The sequence below is a fragment of the Prevotella fusca JCM 17724 genome, from assembly GCF_001262015.1.
In the GTDB taxonomy this organism is placed as follows: domain Bacteria; phylum Bacteroidota; class Bacteroidia; order Bacteroidales; family Bacteroidaceae; genus Prevotella; species Prevotella fusca.
This window is the reverse complement of sequence record NZ_CP012075.1, coordinates 1-22,014: the sequence shown is the minus strand read 5'-3', so window position 1 is coordinate 22,014 and position 22,014 is coordinate 1. Positions and strand designations below refer to the sequence as shown.

The window sequence follows — 22,014 nt, the reverse complement described above, 5'->3', positions numbered from 1 at the left end:
TTTTGTTTTATTTCTTAATTTGCTTTTGACAGAACCACATCTACCATTATGCCATCGGGTGTCTCAGTTGCCGATATGCCACAGCCACGACGGTTGGTAGCCTCACCATTGTCGCGTGCTATCTGTCGGCAGATAAAGAACATCAGACGGTCAGCAGAAGGCTGGAAAAGGTCTCGGCACACTTCGTCTGACAGATGCAATGCCGACATCAGGACATGCAATACGACATAACCCGTCTGCCGTTCTTCAACAGTGACGGTGAGCGGTTGATTCTTATTATTTAAATACAGAATATCAAACAAATAACCCAGAAAGACGGGGTCACCGCTGATGAACGGTGCAGTGAAGGGCATGGTGAGCTTTGCCGGGCTCACAACCGTCGTAATATCAACCGCCCGTGAGATGAGTTTCACCGACTCTACCTGGTGCATTGCCTGCTGGCTCAGAATCTGATAGAGTTCCTTGTAATACACAGCAAGTTCATCAATGGCACTAAGCTGGCGGTCGGATTCATCGACAAGCTGTCGGATACGCGAAGGGTAGTACATCGTCTCGTGCTTGAGGGTTGAAAGACAGTTGTCGAGAATACTGTTGCTGATGTGCAACCGTTCGTTCTCATATCCCACACAACGCACCTCATCCTCCAGCATTTCAATACTCGATTCACTCTTCTGCTTCTCTTCAACCGATGTAATGAGTGCCTCCTTGATTTGCGAGACGATATCAAGCAGACGCTTGGGGAACCTGTCGCTCACGCCCCGTTCCACCTCCTTGAGTTTCTCTTCCTCGCTCACATCACTGAGAAGAATGGCATTGATGCGCTTCACACGCTCCAGACAGAACTGGTAAGACAGGCGATGACGGTAATACATCACGTAATACACAGGGAAAATGGAGAGAAGAAAGAGGACAAGCAGGGCTACAGCCACGTTCTTGTTCGTTTCTGACTTCATCATCATCCGGCAGTATTCGCCTAAGGAACTGTCAGAATAACGCTCCTTGAAGAGGTGCGTATAAACCGAGTTATTATATTTATAAAGCTCCCATTCATGCAGGGCAAGTGCCGCCACAGCACTCTCATTGCGTATATCAAGGATGATACCGTAGTTCATTGGTATGCTGTCCTGGAACCATTTGATTTCTGCGGGGACATTAGGAAGGCTTCCCACCCTTTTCATCAGCTCCTTACCATTCGGTCGCAATTGCTGATAAAGTTTATTAAGATAGTACCTACAGGTATCGGCATAAGCCAGTGTCTGACCGTAAGAACCATTGATATTTGAGAAGTAAGCCGAGTCGGCATAGATGCCGGCAAGCGTGTTATAGTCATGCTTTGCCAGCGCCGTTGCCTTGTCAATTCCCCTACTTGGACGTGCCTGTGCAGTCAGCAAAGAGCCGACTGAGAGGAAAAACACAAGCAACATACGGCCGATTCCCTTCGGCAGACGGAAGTAGAAGCGGCTTCCTTTTCCCTTCTGGCTCTCCACACCAATCGTGCAGACAGAGAATATCTGGCTTATCTTCCTGTACTTATTGATAATACCGTTACAGTTCATCAGTCCGAATCCATGCGACGCACTATCCCTCTGGTCGTGGATGGGCTTATGGTCGAAAATATGGAGTTGCTGTTCATCGGTAAGCCCATGGCCAGTATCAGCAACGGAAATCTCAACATAGTCCCCTTCTTCAACTGAAGTGATCGTCACTTCACCACCCGATTCAGTGAACTTCCGGGCATTGTCAGCCAATGTATTCACCATGAAAAGCGTCAGCACACGGTCAGCCTTGACGACAGCCCTTGTGTCAACAACCCGCAGACTGAGTCCTTTCATCTGGAAGCCCATGCGCCCTTTCTTCACAATATCGAACACCTGCTGCACGGGGAAACTCTCGATATGCAGTGACAAACGTCCCTGACGAAGCTGAATCCACTCCGTAAGCACCGTGTTCAATTCATTTATCTTGTCAGTCAACTCACGGATATAGGTGTAACGTTCTGCTTTCAGCGCATCACATTCCCCACCTTTCTTCAGTTTCTCTATCTCATGCAGCATACGGTCAATAAGTGGGATGACGCTGTTGACAAGCGATACTTTTGCACGCTGTTCAAGATTTTTGCGCTTATTGTCTATGAGATGAAGCCTGTTGATACTGAGCTGCTCCGAGACTTCCTCATACTGTTCAGCCAGTTCAGCCATGCGCTGTTCATTATGCTGCCGCCATTGCTCAAGCGGAAGCAGAAGGTCGTCCAACGAACTGTGGTTGTCTTTCCGACGGCGGAGATAATGGAAGAGAACCAACGAAGCAAGCACCATGAAGATGGAAAATCCCACTGCAATGATGATAACATTAAGCTGCTGGGAAGTACGGTCCAACTGTTCAGCTCGTGAAGCAAGGTATCGGTCCTGTCGGGTCTCATCCTGCAGATCAAGATATATATTCCTGTTATAATCGCTCTGCTGCTTGTTGTTGATAGCCGAATAAGCCACACTCAACTGCTCACGGATAGAAGCAACAAGGTCAGGTGCCTGTCTGATGGCAGGATTATTGGTCAAAGACTTCTGCAGACAGATGATAGCCGACCGATAGTCTTTTATCTGCCAGTAGCAGGAAGCCAGTGTGCGGTAAGAGCCGGCTATCTGATAAACATCGCCGTAACGCTGGAAGATATTTAACGAACGCTGTGCCAGATTACCTGCAAGGAGCTCATCGGGCATGTGCTCAATATTAAGGAACCGGAACGACGGCAGATTGTTACGCAGCAAGGTTTCACGACTTTTCTCGTTCATAAGGTGCTCGCTCAGTGTCTGCAGCGAATTCGCCTCCCAGTAAGGGTAGTTGTGTTGCCGGGAGAGCATGTAGCAGCGCATGAGATAGTCGAATTCCTCCTGCTCAATCGCCTTCTGTGTACCTGTAATGATGATTCCACCCGCCCCGATATTATAGTAATAAGCCAGCAGCTGAGCCATATCCGTCTGTATCTCACCATCAGGGTTAATCTGACGGATAGCCTTGATGGAGGGTTCTTCCAGTCCTACATAATAATAATAGGTGGAAGTGACGATGGCGAATTCTGACCGTGCATAGACCATACGGCGACGCTGGCGGTCGGAAAGCAGCTTCTCATCTTCCTCAATGCGGTGGATCCGTTTCTGTGCCTTCTCATAGTAATCGTAGAACTCCTTGTTGAGCGACTCACGCTGGCAGAGACGCATCAGCTGGATGTCAGCCACCAGCAGCTCCACCTGGTTGTCAGTAATCTTGAGCACAGAATCAAGTTTGGCATAGGCTGCCGTGAAACGCATCTTTATCAAGTCAACAAAGGCAAGGTTATTCAGTGCTTCCGCCCTCCCGGCATCATATCGCTTTGCCATCTTGAGAGCCTTACCGGCATACAGGCTGACTGAGTCGAGATTACGGTAATGGAAGGCATAAGCCTTGTCATTGTAATCATCAACTTCCTGTTCATGCGGAACGCTGCATGCAGCAAACAACAGAAAGAGCAGGCAAGCTACCCACCCTTCCGTCATTCTGTATAGCCTTCTTTTATTCATCTATCTTGTATAGCCTTTGCTACTTGTCATCTATAAAATCAAAGGCAAATATACAAAACTTTTCTCAAACAGGAAATAAGGAACTCATAATTATGATTAACAAGGGTGCTTTAATCCCAATCAGTCGTCAGAAGAATCATCTTCACTTGTTCAGAAGTTATATATCAAACAGCAGCATAGAGGGTTTATAACCATCTGATTTCAACAAATCTAATGTGCAAATTGAGATTAAGGATACTGGAACAGCCTCAGAATAATATCATCCAAACACATAGGAGCATCATTATCTTCACTCCCTTTTCCTCCTGCGGAGAGGTAGGGGCGGCACTGTTTTGTCCTATTATTTCCTCACCTTGTTTTCAATCTATGCTTTCCTGCACTTGAATTAAGCCCAAATTGACGTTCAAAAGGGCGTTAATTGAAGCCTAACTAAGGCTTAATTGAAGCCCAATCAAGCACCTTTTCCTGTACAAGTTTGCAATATGCTGAATTACTGTTAGTTACAAACATGAAAAAAGAAAGCCATTTATAGGAATTTTAAGGAAGGCTGATAGATTTTTTGTAAATATATTTCAGACCTGTCACCATAAAAGAAACAGCACACATTTTTATGGAAAATACAGAAAAGAAATCAATACGACAAAACTTACTGTTCTTCTGCTTTATCCCCTATCAGCCCTTAGATAACAACTTCTATCATTTCTTGTTAATAGTATTGCTTCCTGACATAATTGAAATAAGAAGAGCCATATCTGGCTTTAATCATAAGTTCAGATATGGCTCTTTTAAGTGTTGTTTAGGATGATTGGCTTCCAGATCAGAAGTCACTTTCTTCTGAGTTTGAGTTTTGACACACCCTACAGCTTAGGAAATAAAAGTCAAGTAGGTGTTCAGAACCAAACAGATATATGTAGGTTCTACAATATCCATGCTGAAATGTTCATCCTATGAATACGGTAAGTTCTTTGTCTTCTCTTGCTTTTGTGCGCACTCTCTGCTTTCTCGTTCAGTTGCATAGCCTGCTATGCTCTTGCAAGAAGAAAGCAGATACTGCACACATGACAAGCAAAAACATTGTTTACTTACCTGATACTCACTTTTGCCGCCTTGGTGCCTACACGTACAATATAGGTACCACGAGCCAAGGAGATGCGGGCCGCATCGTCAACAACCTTGCTCTGATAAGCCAGCTTACCATCAATGGTATAGACAGCAACTATATTGTTCTTTGCCCCAAGGACGTTGATACCGCCTTCAACAAACTGAATCTTCACATCCTTATCGGCACTGACAGCATCAATACCTGTCGGATCAGGGGTAAACTCAATATAGTTCGTATAAATGAGAGCATTAGGGAAGTTGTCGTTTGCCATGACACAGACAAGTTTCGTGAACGACTGGGTGAGTTTCAGCGTAGTAACACCGTTCTCAACCGTATATTCCTCATTCTTGTCCAACTCCTCACCTTGCAACTCACCGTCAATATACTTGACATTACCGTCAAACCAACGATAGGTCGTTGGCTCACCGCCTACTACAGCCTCAGAACTGAGGTCAACCTTACCATTAACGCACTTGACATCAATCGGTGCCTGAAGATTGTATGAATACTTATTGAAAGGCTTGCCATTATTTATTGGCAAAGGCATGGTAGAGAACTTCAGACGGTTGCCAACGATATTTAGTACGGCAAGTTTCGGATTCTTTGATACGTCAACCTTTGTCAGCTTATTGGCGTTCAGCCACAGCTGCTCCAGTGCTGGCAGTTTGTCAAGGGATACGCTTTCAAGATCATTGTTACTCAAGTCGAGGTTCCAGAGGTTAGGATTATCGAGCTTGATATCTTTCATCTTATTACTTGAGAGGTAAGCCACTCCAAGGCTCTGAGCCTGCGAAAGGTCGAATGTCTTGAACTTATTGCCAATCAGAGAGACTGAAAAGAGCTTCGGGAAATGTGACAGGTCTATATCGCTCAGTGCATTATCGTCAAGGTTCAGGTCGGTCAGACCAGGAGCTGAAGCAGGAAGTTTGACAGCCGACAGACCAGCCCCAGCAACTGCAATTACCTTTGCATCCTTCAGACCAGAGAGGTCAGCCTGGCTCATCTTGACATTGGACACGCTGAATATCTTGAGTTTGTCATCAGCCTCAGCAACAAGCACACGCACCTTTGCATTCTCCTTTGACTTGGCACGGAAGAGCTTGTAGGTGGTGTCAAGAGCGTACTGGGTAACGTTACCGTCACCATTCCATTCGAAATAAACCGACTTACCCGGCTCGTAGCTTGCCAAAGAGAGTGCCACACTGTCCGTCTGGTTGACGGTAGTGAACGAAGCCAGCTCGTACTGTGGCATACTTATAGGATGAACGCAGGTTGTCTTAAAGACGTCAGCACCTTGGAAATCCGGGTAGCCTGCATGTGTCATCTCACAATAAATAGAGTCAAGACCGAGGTTAAGGAACTTTGCCGAGCCATTGCTGATGGTGTAGTCAGTTCCCAGCTTCAGCGGCTGACCGTCCTTCTTCTTCCATACAAACTGTGTCGTCGCACCGTTCCTTGTGATATACTGTTCAGAAAGGTCAATTCCGGGGGAAGATGTTGAAATCTGCAGCACATGCTGTGGTGCATAGATGAACTTGCCTTGTGCCAGTCCGAAGTCATCAGGCATATTCGCCAAAGTGAAGTAGTTTCCGCTGACGTTCAGCTTGGCAACAGGTGCAACTGGCGGTATCTTCACCTCGGTGAGTGCATTGTTTGAAGCATTGATTTCCTCAACGAGTTCACTGTGATTAAGCAAAAGGCGTGTGAACTTGTTGTAAGAAATATCAAGTACACGCAGGTTGTCAGCGTCAGAAACATCCAGATTGTTCAGATTGTTATGGCTGACATTGAGCTTGCGGACAGCATAGAGGTCATTGAAGAGAAGTGAATCCAACTGGTTTCTGCTTACGTTGATGTCGGAAAGTTTACTCTTGTAGAAGTAAGTCGACGGACCACGGAGGTCGACACGCTTGAGACTGTTGCCGGAAAGATCAAGTTTCTCGAGCTTGTTGTTGTAGGCAAGATCGATGATTGTCAGACCTGCATTCTTCAGCGAGAGTGTACGGAGTTCGGTGAGTGCGGAGAGGTCAATATTGTCAATATACTGACCATCAGACTCCAAAGTTGTCACATACCTGTCCTGCGGAACATAGACAATTATATTGCCTGAACCCGTGCGGACGGTATTGATGTTGGCTGTTGCAGGACGGTCAGATGTAACCTGGAACGGGGTAGTATTTCCATCACCAAGGTCAACCTTCACCGTTACGGGGTTAGCCTCCGTAGCATCGAGAATGCCCACAGACATCTTAACAGGCGAACCTTCAGAACCGAGACTTGCCAGTTCGATAGCCTTCACATCCTTACCGAACTCGGCAACAGTCTTCACACGGAAGTTCTCGGTGCGGATGGGATAGTCCTTGAGAACACTGTTAGTGAACTGAACAAACACCTCTTCATCCAATGCCTTCTTCAATGTTACCTTACCGTCTGCATAGGAATAGTACGACTCGTCCAGCTCAACAGGCTTTGTCGGATCAGCCTTAGGCACACGATAGAGCTTCGCCTGGGTGGTAGTCTTTGCACGGAGCACACGTCTGCCGAGGTCGATGACATCCCCTACCTTATAGGTATCATCCAGCTCCAACGGATTCTGCTCATGGTAATACTCGAACCAGTTGCCCGGCCAAGGCAACGTAGCGAAGTCCATGTAGTTGTAACGCACGTTGACACTATAGAGGTCGGGGTTGTTGCTAACGTCAAGACTTTTCAGTAGGTTGCGGTCGCATGAGAGAGTAAAGAGTTTCGGGTTCTTGCTCAAATCGAGCGTATACAGGTTATTGCCGCCACAATAGAAGTAGTAAAGTTCCGGACAATTCGTTATGTCGATATTGTCGAACTTCACATCCGTATTCACTGTGCCGGAAGAATGCGAGATATAAAGCTGTACGATTTTCGGATTATGACTGAGGTCGAGACTCTTCACACGAGAGTCGCTGACATTCAGAATCTGCAGCAAGGGATTCTGTGAGAGGTCAACTGACTCAACATTTGTCATGTCAAGACTCAGACGCTGCAGGTTAGGACAGCCCGTCGGATCAACGGACTTCAGTCCCAATGTATGATAAGCATCGAACGAACGGAGCTTAGGAAAGTTGCGAAGGGTGAAGTTCTGTGAGATATGTCCTATCTGTGGCACCTCCAGAACTACGAGTTCAGGCATACTGCCAATCATCAGCGGTGTGGCTGCTGTGAACGGATTATCCTGCAGATAGATGACATTCAGATGCTGTAGCTTGTCAATATTCAAGGCGTTCAGCACATTATGTTCCAGGTTCAGAACTCTGAGTTTCAGGTTCTCACTGAACTCAATCTGGTCGATTTCATTGCCTGAAGCATTGAAGAAATAGAGATTGTCCGGGTCGCCGGTAATCGTCACCCAGCCTTCGTCAGACACGACACCCGTGAAAAGCGAGCCTTTGATGGTCTGTTCGCCATTGTCGTTCTCCACCTTGGCTTTCTTCACATCGAACTCGGTATCACCTGCGCCACAGTCAATGCTGACCGTCATGTCCTCATCCGCTGCACCCAGCACAAAGGAGACCTGTGCAGCTGTACCACTGTTCTTTGCTTTTGCAGGAACATTGGTATGGAACCTGATAATCTGCTCTTCCTGTGCATGAACAGCGAGCGAGCTCCACAACATAGCCATCATCAACAGAAGAAAGGATGGCAGGAAAGTAAACTTATGCTTCATATTAAATAGTAAATAAAAATGAGTACTGTATTCTTTTAATTGCTGTCCGATAAAACTTAAATAGCATGCGCTCCAATGCGGAGTCTGATTTAAATGGTTAATATCGTATGGGGGGAGGGGAAAATTAGTTCCTTTTAATCAAATATGTTTTGTTTGCCTTTGGTAGTACAACTCTCCTCTAACGACAAGTTGCTTCCAACACAGCTACATATTCCAACGTGGTTAGCCCTCAACACCATTGGTGTTTACCAACAACACAACATGTGATGGGCAACAACACATCGGTTGAAGATGGAAAGAGAGAGCCATCATTATAACGTATTATACTTAACAAGACCCAAAAGACTTACTTATGCATGAAATGTTTACGAGACAACACTAACTTATTTTTTGAGTACAATCTGCCGACAGGCATCCTGCAAGCAGCTGGTTAAGAGAAAGGAGTACCAGAAGAAAAACATAGGAAACCGTCTTGGAACGACTTTCAACAATAGTCTGCAAAAGACACAAACCCAGCGCAGACACTAACTGACATCGTTTACGGATGCATAGACTATACTGTCCTACATTGTTGATACGTTCCATTCTGATACATCCTGTCATCAAGTGTTATCGAAGAACACACAAAGTGTGCATCCTATCGTTTGTCTCCATTCTGCTCCTTGTGCTTAGTAATCGGGTTACAAAGCCTTTGTAAAGCTGTTACTAACGGTTTGTAATACTGTTACCTACCGTTAGTAACTTTGCTGACAGAGACAAATAACTTAGTAAATGACAATACGCTGTGCCTTGCTTCCATTCACCTGGATAAGGTAGACACCCTTTCCCCAGGACGATGCATTGACATTAAGCTCGTCACCCTGTGCCGAAAGGGAATGAACCAGCTGACCACCAAGCGAATAGACACGTACCGCGAGCTGCTTTGCACCAGCAAGGAAGGCTGTAAACGAACGCTCACCCGTCATCGTAATGACAGGGACTTCCTTGTTTTCGGTCGTTCGCACGCCGTTGATTCCATCGGTCTGTTTCTCACGCAACACCTGCTTCAGACCGGCATAGGCATCAAACTTGCCCGCGCCCCACTGTACAGGGTCACCCGTATTCTTCACAAAATCATCCTTACGGGCAGTCTCCTTGATAATACGCACAACATCCTTGCAGGTCAAAGCAGGGTTAGCTTCCAGCCATAAAGCGATAGATCCTGCTACTACAGGTGTAGCCATTGACGTACCAAGCGACTGGTGCCAGTAATAAGTCTTCTTGTCTTTCTTCAGTTTACCCTGCAATGCCATGTCCGAATAGCCTAAATCAGGATTCTCCACAGCATAAGTATTCACCGAAGAGATAATGGATGCGCCTGGTGCACAGACAGTCGGCAGGTCTCTACCATCAGCCAGCGTGCCGAAAGACGAGAAACGTGAGACTTCACCTGTCGGGTAGTCGTCCCCATCACCTTTCTTGTTATAACCATAGACATAGCCGTCAAGCGATGCCCAGTGATTACGCACATTGTAGCTGCCGACAGTAACGATATTTGCAGCACAAGCCATATCGCTGATAGAACCATTACGGGAACCGCTCACGAAGCCAGTCTGTTTATTGTCATCAAAGTAGACATGCTGTGCATCACCATAGACTTCCACACGCTGTCCGGCTTTCTTGCTCTTTATCTCCAACGACAGCTTATAGTTGCCATCTTGGTTGGTCTTCTGGTTATCGCTGGTCATAATCTCAGCCATGGCATAATAGCGACCTGTCTCGGCATCTATGGCAGAAGCCACAGTGACGTAACCGTCGAAAGCCTTGGCAAAGGTCTGATTGATGACCGCACCGCTCATGGAATAGTCACCGCCCGAAGCATAGGTGACAGCCTGTCCGTTTGTATTCTTCAAAACAGGAATACGCACAGCGGCACGGTTCTCACGCTTCGTATTGGTAACAACAACCTGGAACTCGAACTCAGTAGAGTCATTACTGTAAACTGCTATCTGTCCGTTGCGGAGATTGAAGTAAGTCTTCGTGCCCGACTTCAATGCACCAGGCTGCATCGGTGTGATAAAGGTCTTGACTGTCTCATCGGCGTTGTCAAAGGTCTTCTTCAGTGCGACCGCCATATCCGCCTCATTGCCTGCTGCCACACAGATGATGGCATGCTTACCTTCCTCAGCAAGAAACTTATTCATCACACTCGTCGAGTCGTGTACCCCGATATTGCTTCCCAAGGAAAGGTTTATGACACACGGCTTGGGCGACTTCCCCGACTTCAGCGCATACTGGACAACATCATCGACACCGAAGGCAATATACATATCACGCAAATCACCGCATGAAGCAACAAGCTCCGACTCTGTGGCGCAACCATAGAACGGATTGGAAGCCGACACAGGATAAGACGTATCGTCATCATCGCTCTTGCCGTAAGTGATGTTTCCCTTATAGCCGCCAGCCATGATTCCCGTCGTATGTGTACCGTGAAAGGTGGTGTAACTGTCGGTCGTAAAGTCCTCTATGGCATAGGTGTTGTCACGCTGGGACATCGTATCAAGCACGGCACGGGGATAATAGTTGTTATAAAGATAGCCGTCCTTGTTGCTCTGGTCAACCGTAATCTTACTGATATAACCGAAACGGGTCGTACCATCGGGCTTGAGGAAGTTGATGTGGTTAGGGTCAATACCACCGTCAACGATACCCGTCACAACGCCTTTCCCTGTGTAAGCCTGAGGAAGGTCGATACCCTGATGAATTTTGTCGACACCGATTTCCTTGCGTACGACATCCATCTTCTGGTACATACGACGCGGAAGTTCCATACGACGGACGCATTTCAGTGCTGCAACACGCTCAACATCAGCCAGAGGAACAACGACAAAAGCAATATTGCCACGCACCCGAAGAACCTTTACTCCCTGTTCCTCCAACTCGGCACGACCGTCACCATCCTTGAATTCAATCATTGCCATCGTGTTCTCCGGGACATTCTTAGGACGCTCAAACGAACGTGTACGACTGTTGTAGGTAGGAATGGACGTGTTGCGGAGCTTGAACAGTTCCATCTGACTTTGCAAGTCGAGCTTTGTCTGACCGAAAGCCATTCCTATCATACATGAACCAAATACCGTGAGTAGAATCTTTCTCATCGCTTGTTTACTATAACCTTTTTACCATTAATAATATACATTCCATCAGGCAGACTGGTTCCTTCCACACGTGTTCCGTCAAGACGATAGACCACAGTCTTGCCATTCCTTGCCTGTTGCACAGTGCCTATACCATCCGTTTCTCCCTTGAGCAGAACATCCAGACGGTCATTATTCCGCAATTCGAACTCAAAACTTGTACCGCCGGGGTAAGCAGGCTCGAGCTTCTTTCCATTCAGCTTCACCACCATCTTACTCATATCATTCCCGTATGCACCAAGCATGAAGTGATTATCATCCGCTGAGAACATAAGCGTATTTTCACCTGTCTGCATCTGTACTGTGGAACGGTCGGAACGATAGAAGTTAAATCCATAGTTGGCAAGGCTTATATCATCAATGAAAACCGTTGTCTTCTGGTCGCGCACAATGGCAGAAGTAGTAATCTCTATCTTCATTCCCTCAGCCAGTCTTACCTCGTAAGCACCTTCGTAATTGGCAGACAAGCCATTGCCGTTGACCTTCAACGACTCAATCTTGCAACCGCTGTTAGGCTTCACCTGGATGAGATTGTTCTTCTCACCCACTTCAATGCTATTCTCGCCATCATGCAGTGTTATCACCTTATTATTATAGCTCTGCCCCTCATAAACGGTGATATTTGCTGCCTTGTCAACCGTCAGCAAGCCTTTCACCGTGGCATACTTATGCGCCTGGATATCAAAGACTGTCTCGCCTTTCACATAACATTCATAAGTACCATAGATGCTTACAGCATCGCCATTGACCTTGAAAGCGTCTAAGGAATAGTTGGTCTGGTCGAACTTCAACGACAACTTCGCCCCTGCCTTCAGCGTGAAACCGGCATCGCTGTAGCCCTGCACCTCCACTCCGTCAGCCATCACCTTCGACAGAACACCCTTTGCCGCCTCATCAGAGAAGTTGAACTTCACCGCACAGGACACATCAGGATAATCGGCTGCAACAACAACCATGCTGCCCTCTACAGGCATAACGAAGTACTGACCGCCTGAAGCAGCCACCTCCTGACCGTCAAGTGTCACCTTGTAAATAGGTGCATCACCATAATTAGCATTGCTGATAACAAGTGTTTTCTCAGTATTAGGAATCCATTTCACAGTATTCTCACCGTTTTGCAGGTCAACTACAGACTGCGACTCATAGCGTACTAACTTCACCTTCACAGCATTGTCGACCTTCACCGTGCACGAACCCGTGCGGACAGCGGCAAGGTCGCCACTCTTAACGGTGTAAAGTACATTCTTGTCCGACTCTGAGACATAGATGTTGCAACTGGTAAGATTCGTAATGCTCTGCGCCACGTTGTCGCCCGAAGCTGTCGTCTTCATGACGCTCTTCAGATAGAATCCCTGCTTTGCCTCAACCATCAAAGACCCATATTGGGGAACGTTCACCGTGTTCACACCGTTGACAAGACCGGCAACAGGGGCATAATTGACCTTTACAGTAACTCTGCTGACATCATCCACCTTGATTTTTACTGGTGTATCAGCCTTTGCACTTACTGACGACAACGTCAGCAGCACTAAGAAAAGAAAGTAGTAAACCTGCTTCATATATATACCTGTTTATTGATTACCATATATTGAATACAAAAACTTCCCTTCATTGACAGTGCCCTACTCCATCAACCATACCACGAGACAGTCCCCGCGGCAAACACTCCACCGAATATTTCAGTTTTCAGACACATGTGCAAAGATAAGTATAATTCACAAAAGAACAACCTTTTTCTTACTTTTTTTCATATATTCATCTCATTTATTTACAAAACAACAGAATTATACAATAATTATATAAAAATTACAACACTGCATCTATTAACCAAACATTTGTCAGAATCAATCACCATCAGCATACTATACTCTCCTTAACAGCCTCGAAGTCCACTATCACAGGGGCTTTCAGGACTATTCTGACAACAACAATAGTTCCGCATAGGAGCGTATGCTGTTTAAGTTTTCCCGGACAATAAGACATCAAAAACAACGCTTCCCCAACAGGTTTATATCCTGCAGATTATCAAATGATTATAAACCCATGCAGGAAAAGGTGCCTGATTGCATTGCAAAAGGGCGTTAATTGAATTGAAAGTAGGTGCTGACAGGAGAGGGAGTAAGCGGTAATAAGATTGAATACAGGTGGTAATGGGACAGGAAGCAAGTGTCAGTGGGTTGCAAGGGTTAAGAGAGAACAGCATCACAAATCAATTACAGCAGGTGCTAAGAACACACTGAAAGAGAGAGAGTCTGCCAAAAGCACCCTCCAGCACCTGCTTTTATGGCTCTTCCGTTAAATGCGTAGATTGGAAACAGAATAAAGGCTTATACACCTGCATGGTATGACTGTCCAAAATCAGATGGTCTTACAAAAAGGATAAAGCACAAGATAATAAATGCAGAAAAGGTAAACAGATACTATGTCTTTCCGTCTTCTACAAACAACTTATTCCCATATCACCCAACGCTTGTAAACTATTTTCATACTATTCAAAACCAATACATGGTCTCTTGGCTTCCAAAAGACGCCCAATTGACTTGCAATAGATGCCCTTTTGAGGTCTAACTAACGCCCTTTTGAAGTCCAATTAAGCACCTTTTCTTGCACTGCTTTATAACCAACTGATTTACTGCTGGTTGCAAACTTGCTTTTTACACGTGTTTTTGCCTTTATCTGTAGGTATTTTATCCGAAATTATGTCATGATTTTTCAAACTGTTGCCTGCGATTTTCAAAGTCTTGATATGGAAAGGTTTTCTGCATCAGAAGATGATAATAAAACAGGTAGACAAGGCGGTCTTGGCTATGTTTTTATTTAACAAATAACTTCGGTTCATCCGTTAAAGCTATACGAAAAGTGTCCACGCATTTAACGGATGAATCTTTTTTTATGTTGTTTATACTTCAATCATCAACCACTCTCCTACCGATTATTTACTCCCCATTCAGAAACAATGACGCTTCAGGAAATCCTCATATTGGTTGCGATAGCCGTTGAAAACGTTGATATCAACATCTCCGTGGATGCCACGCACCTTACCGTCGGGGCTCAACTGCCAGTAAGCCAGCTTGAAGTTGGGCTTATACTCGCCGTAGCGGGCTATCCATACGTGGTAGTTATCGCCTAAATCGGGTGCCAGTGGCATATAGGTATTGGCAAACATCTGACTTATATAGAGGATGGGACGCCTACCCGTCTGCTTCTGCACACGGCTCATCCAGGCACGAATATGGCGGAACATCACCTCAGCACCGCCCATCGCTGCAATCTGCGCATCCGTCGGTTCAACGTCCAGAACCGGCGGCAAGTCGCCCTTGCTGAACCTGCTGCACTTGAGAAAGTAGTCAGCCTGTGCCGCTCCAGCCGATGTCGTCGAGAAGAAATGGTAAGTTCCTGTACGGATGCCATGGCTCCGTGCTGCGGCATAATCAGCCTGGTAATAGGCATTCAACACCGTACACCCTTCCGTAGACTTCACATAAGCGAACGATACAGGATAGTCCACCTTGCCCTTGATGGTCTTGCTGCTCAGCGTACCGAGGTCGGTGATGCGCAGCTTATCCCAGTAGATGTGATAGACCTTGTTGTTCTTCTCGTGCTGATGCCTTGACAGGTCGATGCCATAAATACGGTCAGCTGTGTAGGTGAGACGCTCTCCCTTGAACACATCCTCCTTCCATTCACCCACCTGCAGATACTCATACGGAGCAACATAAATGCCAAATCCGTTGCGCTTGCCGTCCTTCCAGTGTCCGTCGTAGAAACTACCGTTGTCACCATAATACTTCCCGTAGCCGTTAGGGACCCTTTTACGCATTTCACCCTCATACCGTCCGCCATCAAATCGGATGCCAGCCGGCTGCACATTGACGACTGAAGGGTGCTGACGGTAGTACTTGTTCGCTTCAGCTATAGCCCTGTCAGTCCCCAGACGGGTGGTAACGCGCAGGGGAGTAGTGCCACTTGCGGTCTGCAGGAGTACTGCGCCACTGTCCTTATATATCGCCAGACGGTTGCAGACAATCTGCTTTTTCTTGTTGGAAGATGACACGATGGAATAGCGGTTCTGCTGACGGATGCGGAGCCGGGAGGTAGAGAATGCCGCCTTGTGCACCACCTTCATCACTTTGCGGAGCGAATCCATCTGATGCAACACCTCTGCATGGTAGTCGGCAATCTTGTTGTAACCGTAGTCCTGCACACTGTGTACACGAAGATAATAGCCCAGCTCGTTGCGCTTGGTCTGCAATCCGCCCAGTTCCGCATCCATCTGAATGAAAAGGCGATGAAGAAGATTCTGCACGCCGCTGGTCTTGAGATTGACAACCGTTGACGGTCTGCAATCCCACTTTATGACAACACGCCCGAAGCAAGAGGGAACAACTGGCAGACGGTTTACCCAATAGCCATGCTGACCAACATGGCGTGTATGGATGGAATCCTTATTGACCGATCCGCCTGTAAAGAGCGAGTCGGCATAATCAGCAAAGTAAGCCACAGGCTTTCCGTCAGCTTCCAACGTGTAATATGACTCCTGACTGACGGTTACGGCACTCTTGTCCACATCCTGCTGTGAAGGAGGCAGACTGCGAAAGATGAGATATACCAATAGGAGAACTGCCAAGATGCCGCCTCCCACATACAGCTTCCGCCTGTCAAGGCGCAAATGAAACATCTAAATAATCTTTAAAATCCATGCAAAGTTACTAATTAATATCAGACTTTTCCTCTCAAACAATGAGAATATTGCCCCTTGCCGTCTGAGAATAAGCCACAAGAGGCAAAAGAACAGAGATCACTTACCAATTACAGAAACATATTCTAAATAAGCAATTACTGTCCGATAAGAGATTTGAGGTTAACAGATAACACTGTATTAGCTTTGGAAAAATAAGCCCATTAACCGGACAAGTCTTGTTTATTATTGGTAGTGCAAGCCTTTCCTGACAACAAGCCACTCGCATCCCGACAACATATTGCAAGGTGTTTAGTGCACAACACCATTGGTGTTTACCAACAACACCATACGTGATGTGCTGCAGCACATCGGTAAAATATGGGAAAGGTGGTTCATTATGGTCATTATAATACAAAGACAACAATGACTAACTTATACGAAACCTGTTTACCCGACAGCATTAAAAACAAATTCACATCACCCCTCCCCTATCCTTCAAGGGAAGGGCGATATGTTATTCTATGTTCTAAAAGACATTCCTTACAGACTGGTTCAGCATATTACCTTCTCGACAAACTGTTGCTGTTCTCCTACCAAAAGAGCACGGTAACTATGCGACAAAAGAGAAAGCAAAAAGACATAATGCACTGACAGTGTTCACAAAACGAACGTTCCTGCGTGGAACTTTCATTCCCTTTCTGCAACCAGCATTGGCAAGTAAAGGCGGACTTGCATCTCTGTCAGCCAGGCAGAATGCGCTGCCAGACTCTCGATTTCCTGCAAGGAAAGGGAAGTCAGACTGGTCCCAACACTTCGTGCTATGTTTTCTGTTTCCTGTCGGGGTATTTTCTTTTCCAGCTCAGACCATTTGATAGCCTTCTTTACTTTCTCAATAATGGCTTTAGTTGCAGACTGTTCATCCGCTCCTTTCAGTCTGGAGACCTCCTCTTCCGTTATAGCGTGAGCCTGCCATACATCAGGATGGATATTTCCCTCTTTCAGGTTCTTCGCAAAACCATGGATAAGTCGTTCGCTGCACTCCCACTCTAATGGAACATACGCAAAATGTTCTTTGCCGACATACGTCTCATACAGATTATCAGCTCTTTGCATCTTCTTCACCCTGTCCATCATAAGACTGATAGTTGTCATAGCCAGATTGAAGAAGTTTGTTGTCCTTGCTGCAGAGACAGAACTGTTACCGGCATCGCTCACAATGATGTAATCCGTATGGAAACGGCTCTTATCATGGCTGAGCTTATGCGCTCCCTGATTGTCGTAAACTCCTCCGTCTATCAGTTTGGGAGCTTCAGGCTTAGTCGGGCAGTTCTCATACTCCTCCACCAAATACTTCCTGTCAATGGTAATCGGCGTGAAACCATAAGGAACGCATGATGATGCCATGACCGCACTTGATATAGGAAAGTCGGTTGCATTAAAGATAGACTTCTTTTCAACACGGTAGGCATACTCTCCCATTGCCGATTTTGAGAAGTAGAAAGGCAGCTGTGTAGCAATGTTTGTGGAATTGATACACAATGAAGGGCGGTCGGGCAGGTCACCAAGCGTCTTCTCCTTGAAGAACACCTTATCGTATAAGCGAGAGATGAACTTGCTTGTCGGCAGCGTGACAAATGAATACTTCAGAAAAAGAATGAGCAAGAGGAAAAGCATGATGACACCTCCCAAGGCTGCACAAATACCCGAAACAATGGGATGATGAGGGAAAAATACAGCCGAAACAAAACCCGCCAGATGTCCCATCCCAACCGACAAGGCAAGCATGACGATGCCTGCAATGCCAAGATACAAGAAAGATGACCACAGAACACCTTTTGAAAGGCTGCTGATAAAGCCCTTCTCAAACTCTTCGTAGTTGTCTTTATTCAGCGCATAGTATGCTGATGTTATCGAACCACCTGAGACTGAAGATATGACATCTACTTTGTCTAACACTCCGAGACGATGAAGAGCACGCAATGTTCCGATGTGGTACGCAGCTGCTCTATAGCCTCCACCTGATAGGGCAATCCCTATTTTCTTACCTAAGATACTCATAACACAAGATTTTTATGGCATGGTGAGAAGTGTATGAGGATTTGCTTTCGTGTTATTTGAAACTGAGTTCCATACAAACACGTCATGATATTCCTTGTATTCTACATATTACTTCACCATTTCTGTTATAAATAAACGGACTGCATTTTGATAATTCTTCATTCCATAGCCTGACAAACGGATTGGACTTACAAGACAATGGACTCACTTATTATGTCAATTTCCTCACCCAACATCATGGGCAATGTTCCCTCCGATAATCCGTAGGTATTACACCGCAGACATTCTTGAAGGCACGCACAAAGTTGGAATAGTCAGTGAAACCGCACTTATCAGCCACCTCACCCAGACTTAACTGAGGACTGTTGGCAAGCAAGGTCTTAGCTCTCTTGATTCTGAGCCGCAGGATATAGGCTGATGGTGTATAACCCGTCAGCGCATTGACCTTACGATAGAACTGCCGCGAGCTCATGCACATGTGTGATGCAATGTTCGTGACATCCACATCCTTGTTACTGCTGAGCAACATATATACTATACTTGAAAGCCTTGCCAGGAAGCGCAGGTCAACATCCTTGGGAGCATTGTCTTCCTGCTCTTCTGCCTTCTTGAGTTCGGCAGGGAGTGTGGCGAACTTTGCCTGCAACAACTTGCGTCCTTCCAGCAGTTTCTCTACTCTCGTACGCAATTCGTCTGCATTGAAAGGCTTGGAAAGATAGGCATCTGCACCCGCTTCTATACCTCTGATACGTTCTTCTTCAGTAATCTTCGCCGTAACAATGATGATTGGGATATGGTTGATGATTTCGTTAGCACGGACCTGCCTGCACACTTCCAAGCCATCCATTCCCGGCATCATCAAGTCCGTGATGATAAGATCAGGCACAAGCTCCAGGGCTTTCTCCAGTCCATCTTTCCCATTCTCGGCATAGGAAACAGCATAACTGCCGGCAAACTGTGAACCAATATAGGCGGCAATGTCACGATTGTCCTCTATGATTAGCAGACGGCAGTCGTTGTCCTCACTGCTACTGTCAGTCAGTTCTACCGCTGTCTCTGGCAGAACTGGCGTATTCTTCTCTGCTTCAAGGCTTACCTTCTGCTGGCAACGGTTGCTGACAGGCAGACTGATGTGGAAAGTCGTACCCTTGCCAAGCTCACTGTCGACGGTAATACTTCCGTTAACAGCTCTTATTATCTGCTCAACAAGTGCCAGACCTACACCCGACCCGACATGCTGTGTATTACTCTCATCCTGATAGAAAGGTTCAAAAACATGCAGAAGCGTCTCCTTACTGATACCTTTACCCGTATCAGACACGGCAATGTGAAGCTGCTCATCAACACGTTTCACCAATATTCTTATCTTTCCGTAGGCTGGTGTAAACTTAAAGGAATTGGACAAAAGATTGTTCATTACCTTAACCACATAGTCTGGTATAAAGTCCATCACGATTTCACCTTCCGCAAACATCTGCAAGTCGATGTTATGACTACGGGCATAATCATGATAACCTTCGACTATCATTGTGAGGAAAGCAACAATGTTTCCATTCTTCCAGTCAGGCCTGCCCACAGCCGACTTAACCTTTGATATATCCAAGAGCTGGTTGATAAGTGCCAGCAAGCCCTTTCCCTGCCGTTCGATAACCTGCGCCTTCTCCTTTGTCTCAACCGAATCAACCTCCTGCAAATCACGACTCAAGCCGAGTATCACTGTAAGCGGGGTACGGAACTCATGTGTGATATTGGTAAAGAAGTTCTCACGCATTGCAGCCATCTTCTTCAGTTCCAAGTGATTCCGACGATGGATGCGCTGGAGGTAAAGGAAGATTACCAGTGCTCCTATCAGAATCAGCAAGGCAAAGCCCAAGATTGCAAAGCCCACATTTCTTGCCGCACGTTCTTCCTCTAACGTCTGCTTTGCCACATCCATTTCCCTCATCTGGCGGTTCCGTTCGATGTTCAGACTCGTATTCTGAATACGGTTCACCTTCTCAATATTGAGCACACTATCCTGCAACACCGTAGCTTTCTCATAGGAAGCCAGTGCCGAACGGTAGTCACCAGTCTGCATATAATGCTTATAATACAAGGTATGAATATCTGCCAGATGCTCCGGCGACTTGATACGCTCTGCCATAGCCTTCGCATTACTGAGATATTCCATCTTCTTTGCATTGTTCCCAGTGACATGATAGATGCCGGCAAGGGCTATAAGTGTATTCAGCGCATGCCATTCATCTTTAGAGGCTTTCATCAACTGATAGGCTGCTTCATACTCTTTGGTTGCCTTGTCGTATTGCCGTGCTTTCTCATAGAGCGAGCCAAAGTTTGTATGACAGAGTGCAATACCGAGTTCGTTCTCAGCCTCTGTGTTGAGTGCCATCGACTTACGATAATATGCCCACGCAGAGTCAGTCTTTCCATGACGCTCAAAGATAGAACCGAGATTGGCATAGTTGATGGCTTGTCCCACTGCACTGTTCAAACGCTGCTCGCCAGCCAAAGCCAGACGCAACACACTGTCAGCACGTTCAAAATTACCTAATGTCATATAGACATTGCCCAATCCATTGAGCGACACGACACGGTTTTTCCGTGCAACATACGACGTATCAGTACATTCTTTACAGAGCATCCATGCCCGGTAATGATAATCCTGTGCCAAGTCAAGCACACCCATCCGCCGGTAATCCGTACCGATATTGTTCAGTGCCATCACCAATTCCAGCGTATCGCCTATTGCTTCCGCCTGCTGCTGCCCCTTACTGTGCACGCTCAGAGCTTCTTCAAACCTGCTTTCACCCCGCAGCAACTTACCCCATTCCCTAAGCGCAACGATGCTTCCAAGTTTGTCCCCTTTCTTCTCCAGACGTTTCTGCAACAGAGAAAGAGAGTCAACGCCAGCAACAGATTTCACGACACTGTCTGCTGCCTTGCGTTCTTCAGCAGTAAAAGTGACGCATTTCTTTTCACACGAAACAAGGAGGGAAAAAGACGTAATGAATACTATCAGCAGACCTGATGGCAAGTGACAACGTACATAGTTCCTATGATAACTATGGTTATATATCAACGTTTTATTTGGGTTGTGCTTATAATGCTGCATAGTCATAACGGGTTAGAGCGAATTTAGTAAAAGATCTTTTATTTTGTTCAGGGACAGTACTGTCTTTTGCAAAGATACATTTTTTTTTATAGAAGATTGCATAAACTATAAACATTTTTTATGTCTGTCTTTTTCGCATCAAAAACAAACCATTAACCCAACAACAAATTGTTTTACAGCACATTAAAACCACCTTCCAAACAACAATGACAGTTATTAAAGGATGAAGAATGTCGGATAATAATAATTTTTAACCAATAGTAATAGGAAGCATTAGCGTATTTATTCTCATCTTAAGGTAAATCTTGAAAATAACCCTTGATGGATTTCTGTCTTTCAAATGAGCGTTTTCTCTTTACTTATTGATAGAAAACAACACACTGTGCAACTGAAAAAGAAAGACGAAAATGCCTTTTGAAAGCAAAAAGAGATATAATGACTGACAGAAACTGACTGGCATCAAACCAACTGCAGCAATCATCCATCACGCATCCCCCTTCAGAGAAGGGGGAAAACGCTGAAATAGGTTTGAAAAATCATTACAATATTTCGGGTAAAGTTCCTCTGGTAAAGGCGAAAAATACGTATGAAAAGCGAGTTTGCAATCGTCAGTAAATCAGTAGGTTATGAA

The 22,014-nt window shown here is 45.9% G+C and carries 7 protein-coding genes; all 7 read right to left on the bottom strand.

All coding sequences use genetic code 11. The annotated features are described in order from the left end of the window. Positions 1-14 precede the first annotated feature (14 nt). Positions 15-3,554: a sensor histidine kinase gene (locus ADJ77_RS07480; protein WP_025078067.1), complete on the bottom strand. Its 3,540-nt coding sequence runs from the start codon at positions 3,552-3,554 to the stop codon at positions 15-17. 1,082 nt (positions 3,555-4,636) lie between these two features. Continuing rightward, positions 4,637-8,353, bottom strand: a complete 3,717-nt coding sequence (locus ADJ77_RS07475) for a hypothetical protein (RefSeq protein WP_050696237.1) — start codon at positions 8,351-8,353, stop codon at positions 4,637-4,639. Between the two features lie 764 nt (positions 8,354-9,117). After that, entirely contained in the window at positions 9,118-11,493 is a 2,376-nt protein-coding gene (locus ADJ77_RS07470) for a S8 family serine peptidase (protein ID WP_025078068.1), read from the bottom strand. Further along, positions 11,490-13,091, bottom strand: coding sequence for a hypothetical protein (locus tag ADJ77_RS07465; protein WP_050696236.1), 1,602 nt, complete (start codon positions 13,089-13,091; stop codon positions 11,490-11,492). The genes ADJ77_RS07470 and ADJ77_RS07465 overlap by 4 nt, the downstream gene beginning before the upstream one ends. A 1,388-nt stretch (positions 13,092-14,479) precedes the next feature. Then, positions 14,480-16,210, bottom strand: coding sequence for a GH25 family lysozyme (locus tag ADJ77_RS07460; protein WP_050696235.1), 1,731 nt, complete (start codon positions 16,208-16,210; stop codon positions 14,480-14,482). Between the two features lie 690 nt (positions 16,211-16,900). Then, positions 16,901-18,271 carry a patatin-like phospholipase family protein gene (locus tag ADJ77_RS07455; RefSeq protein WP_050696234.1) on the bottom strand — a complete coding sequence of 457 codons (1,371 nt, stop codon included), beginning with the start codon at positions 18,269-18,271 and terminating at the stop codon, positions 16,901-16,903. Between the two features lie 235 nt (positions 18,272-18,506). Further along, the gene (locus tag ADJ77_RS07450; RefSeq protein WP_025078069.1) at positions 18,507-21,383 is read right to left on the bottom strand and encodes a hybrid sensor histidine kinase/response regulator transcription factor; all 2,877 of its coding nucleotides are present in this window, start codon (positions 21,381-21,383) and stop codon (positions 18,507-18,509) included. Positions 21,384-22,014 lie beyond the last annotated feature (631 nt).

Excerpts from the sequence above, each read along its gene's own strand:
- ADJ77_RS07455 (WP_050696234.1), bottom strand. The coding sequence starts at position 18,271 with ATGAGTATCTTAGGTAAGAAAATAGGGATTGCCCTATCAGGTGGAGGC.
- ADJ77_RS07480 (WP_025078067.1), bottom strand. The coding sequence starts at position 3,554 with ATGAATAAAAGAAGGCTATACAGAATGACGGAAGGGTGGGTAGCTTGC.
- ADJ77_RS07470 (WP_025078068.1), bottom strand. The coding sequence starts at position 11,493 with ATGAGAAAGATTCTACTCACGGTATTTGGTTCATGTATGATAGGAATG.
- ADJ77_RS07450 (WP_025078069.1), bottom strand. The coding sequence starts at position 21,383 with ATGCAGCATTATAAGCACAACCCAAATAAAACGTTGATATATAACCAT.
- ADJ77_RS07465 (WP_050696236.1), bottom strand. The coding sequence starts at position 13,091 with ATGAAGCAGGTTTACTACTTTCTTTTCTTAGTGCTGCTGACGTTGTCG.
- ADJ77_RS07460 (WP_050696235.1), bottom strand. The coding sequence starts at position 16,210 with ATGTTTCATTTGCGCCTTGACAGGCGGAAGCTGTATGTGGGAGGCGGC.
- ADJ77_RS07475 (WP_050696237.1), bottom strand. The coding sequence starts at position 8,353 with ATGAAGCATAAGTTTACTTTCCTGCCATCCTTTCTTCTGTTGATGATG.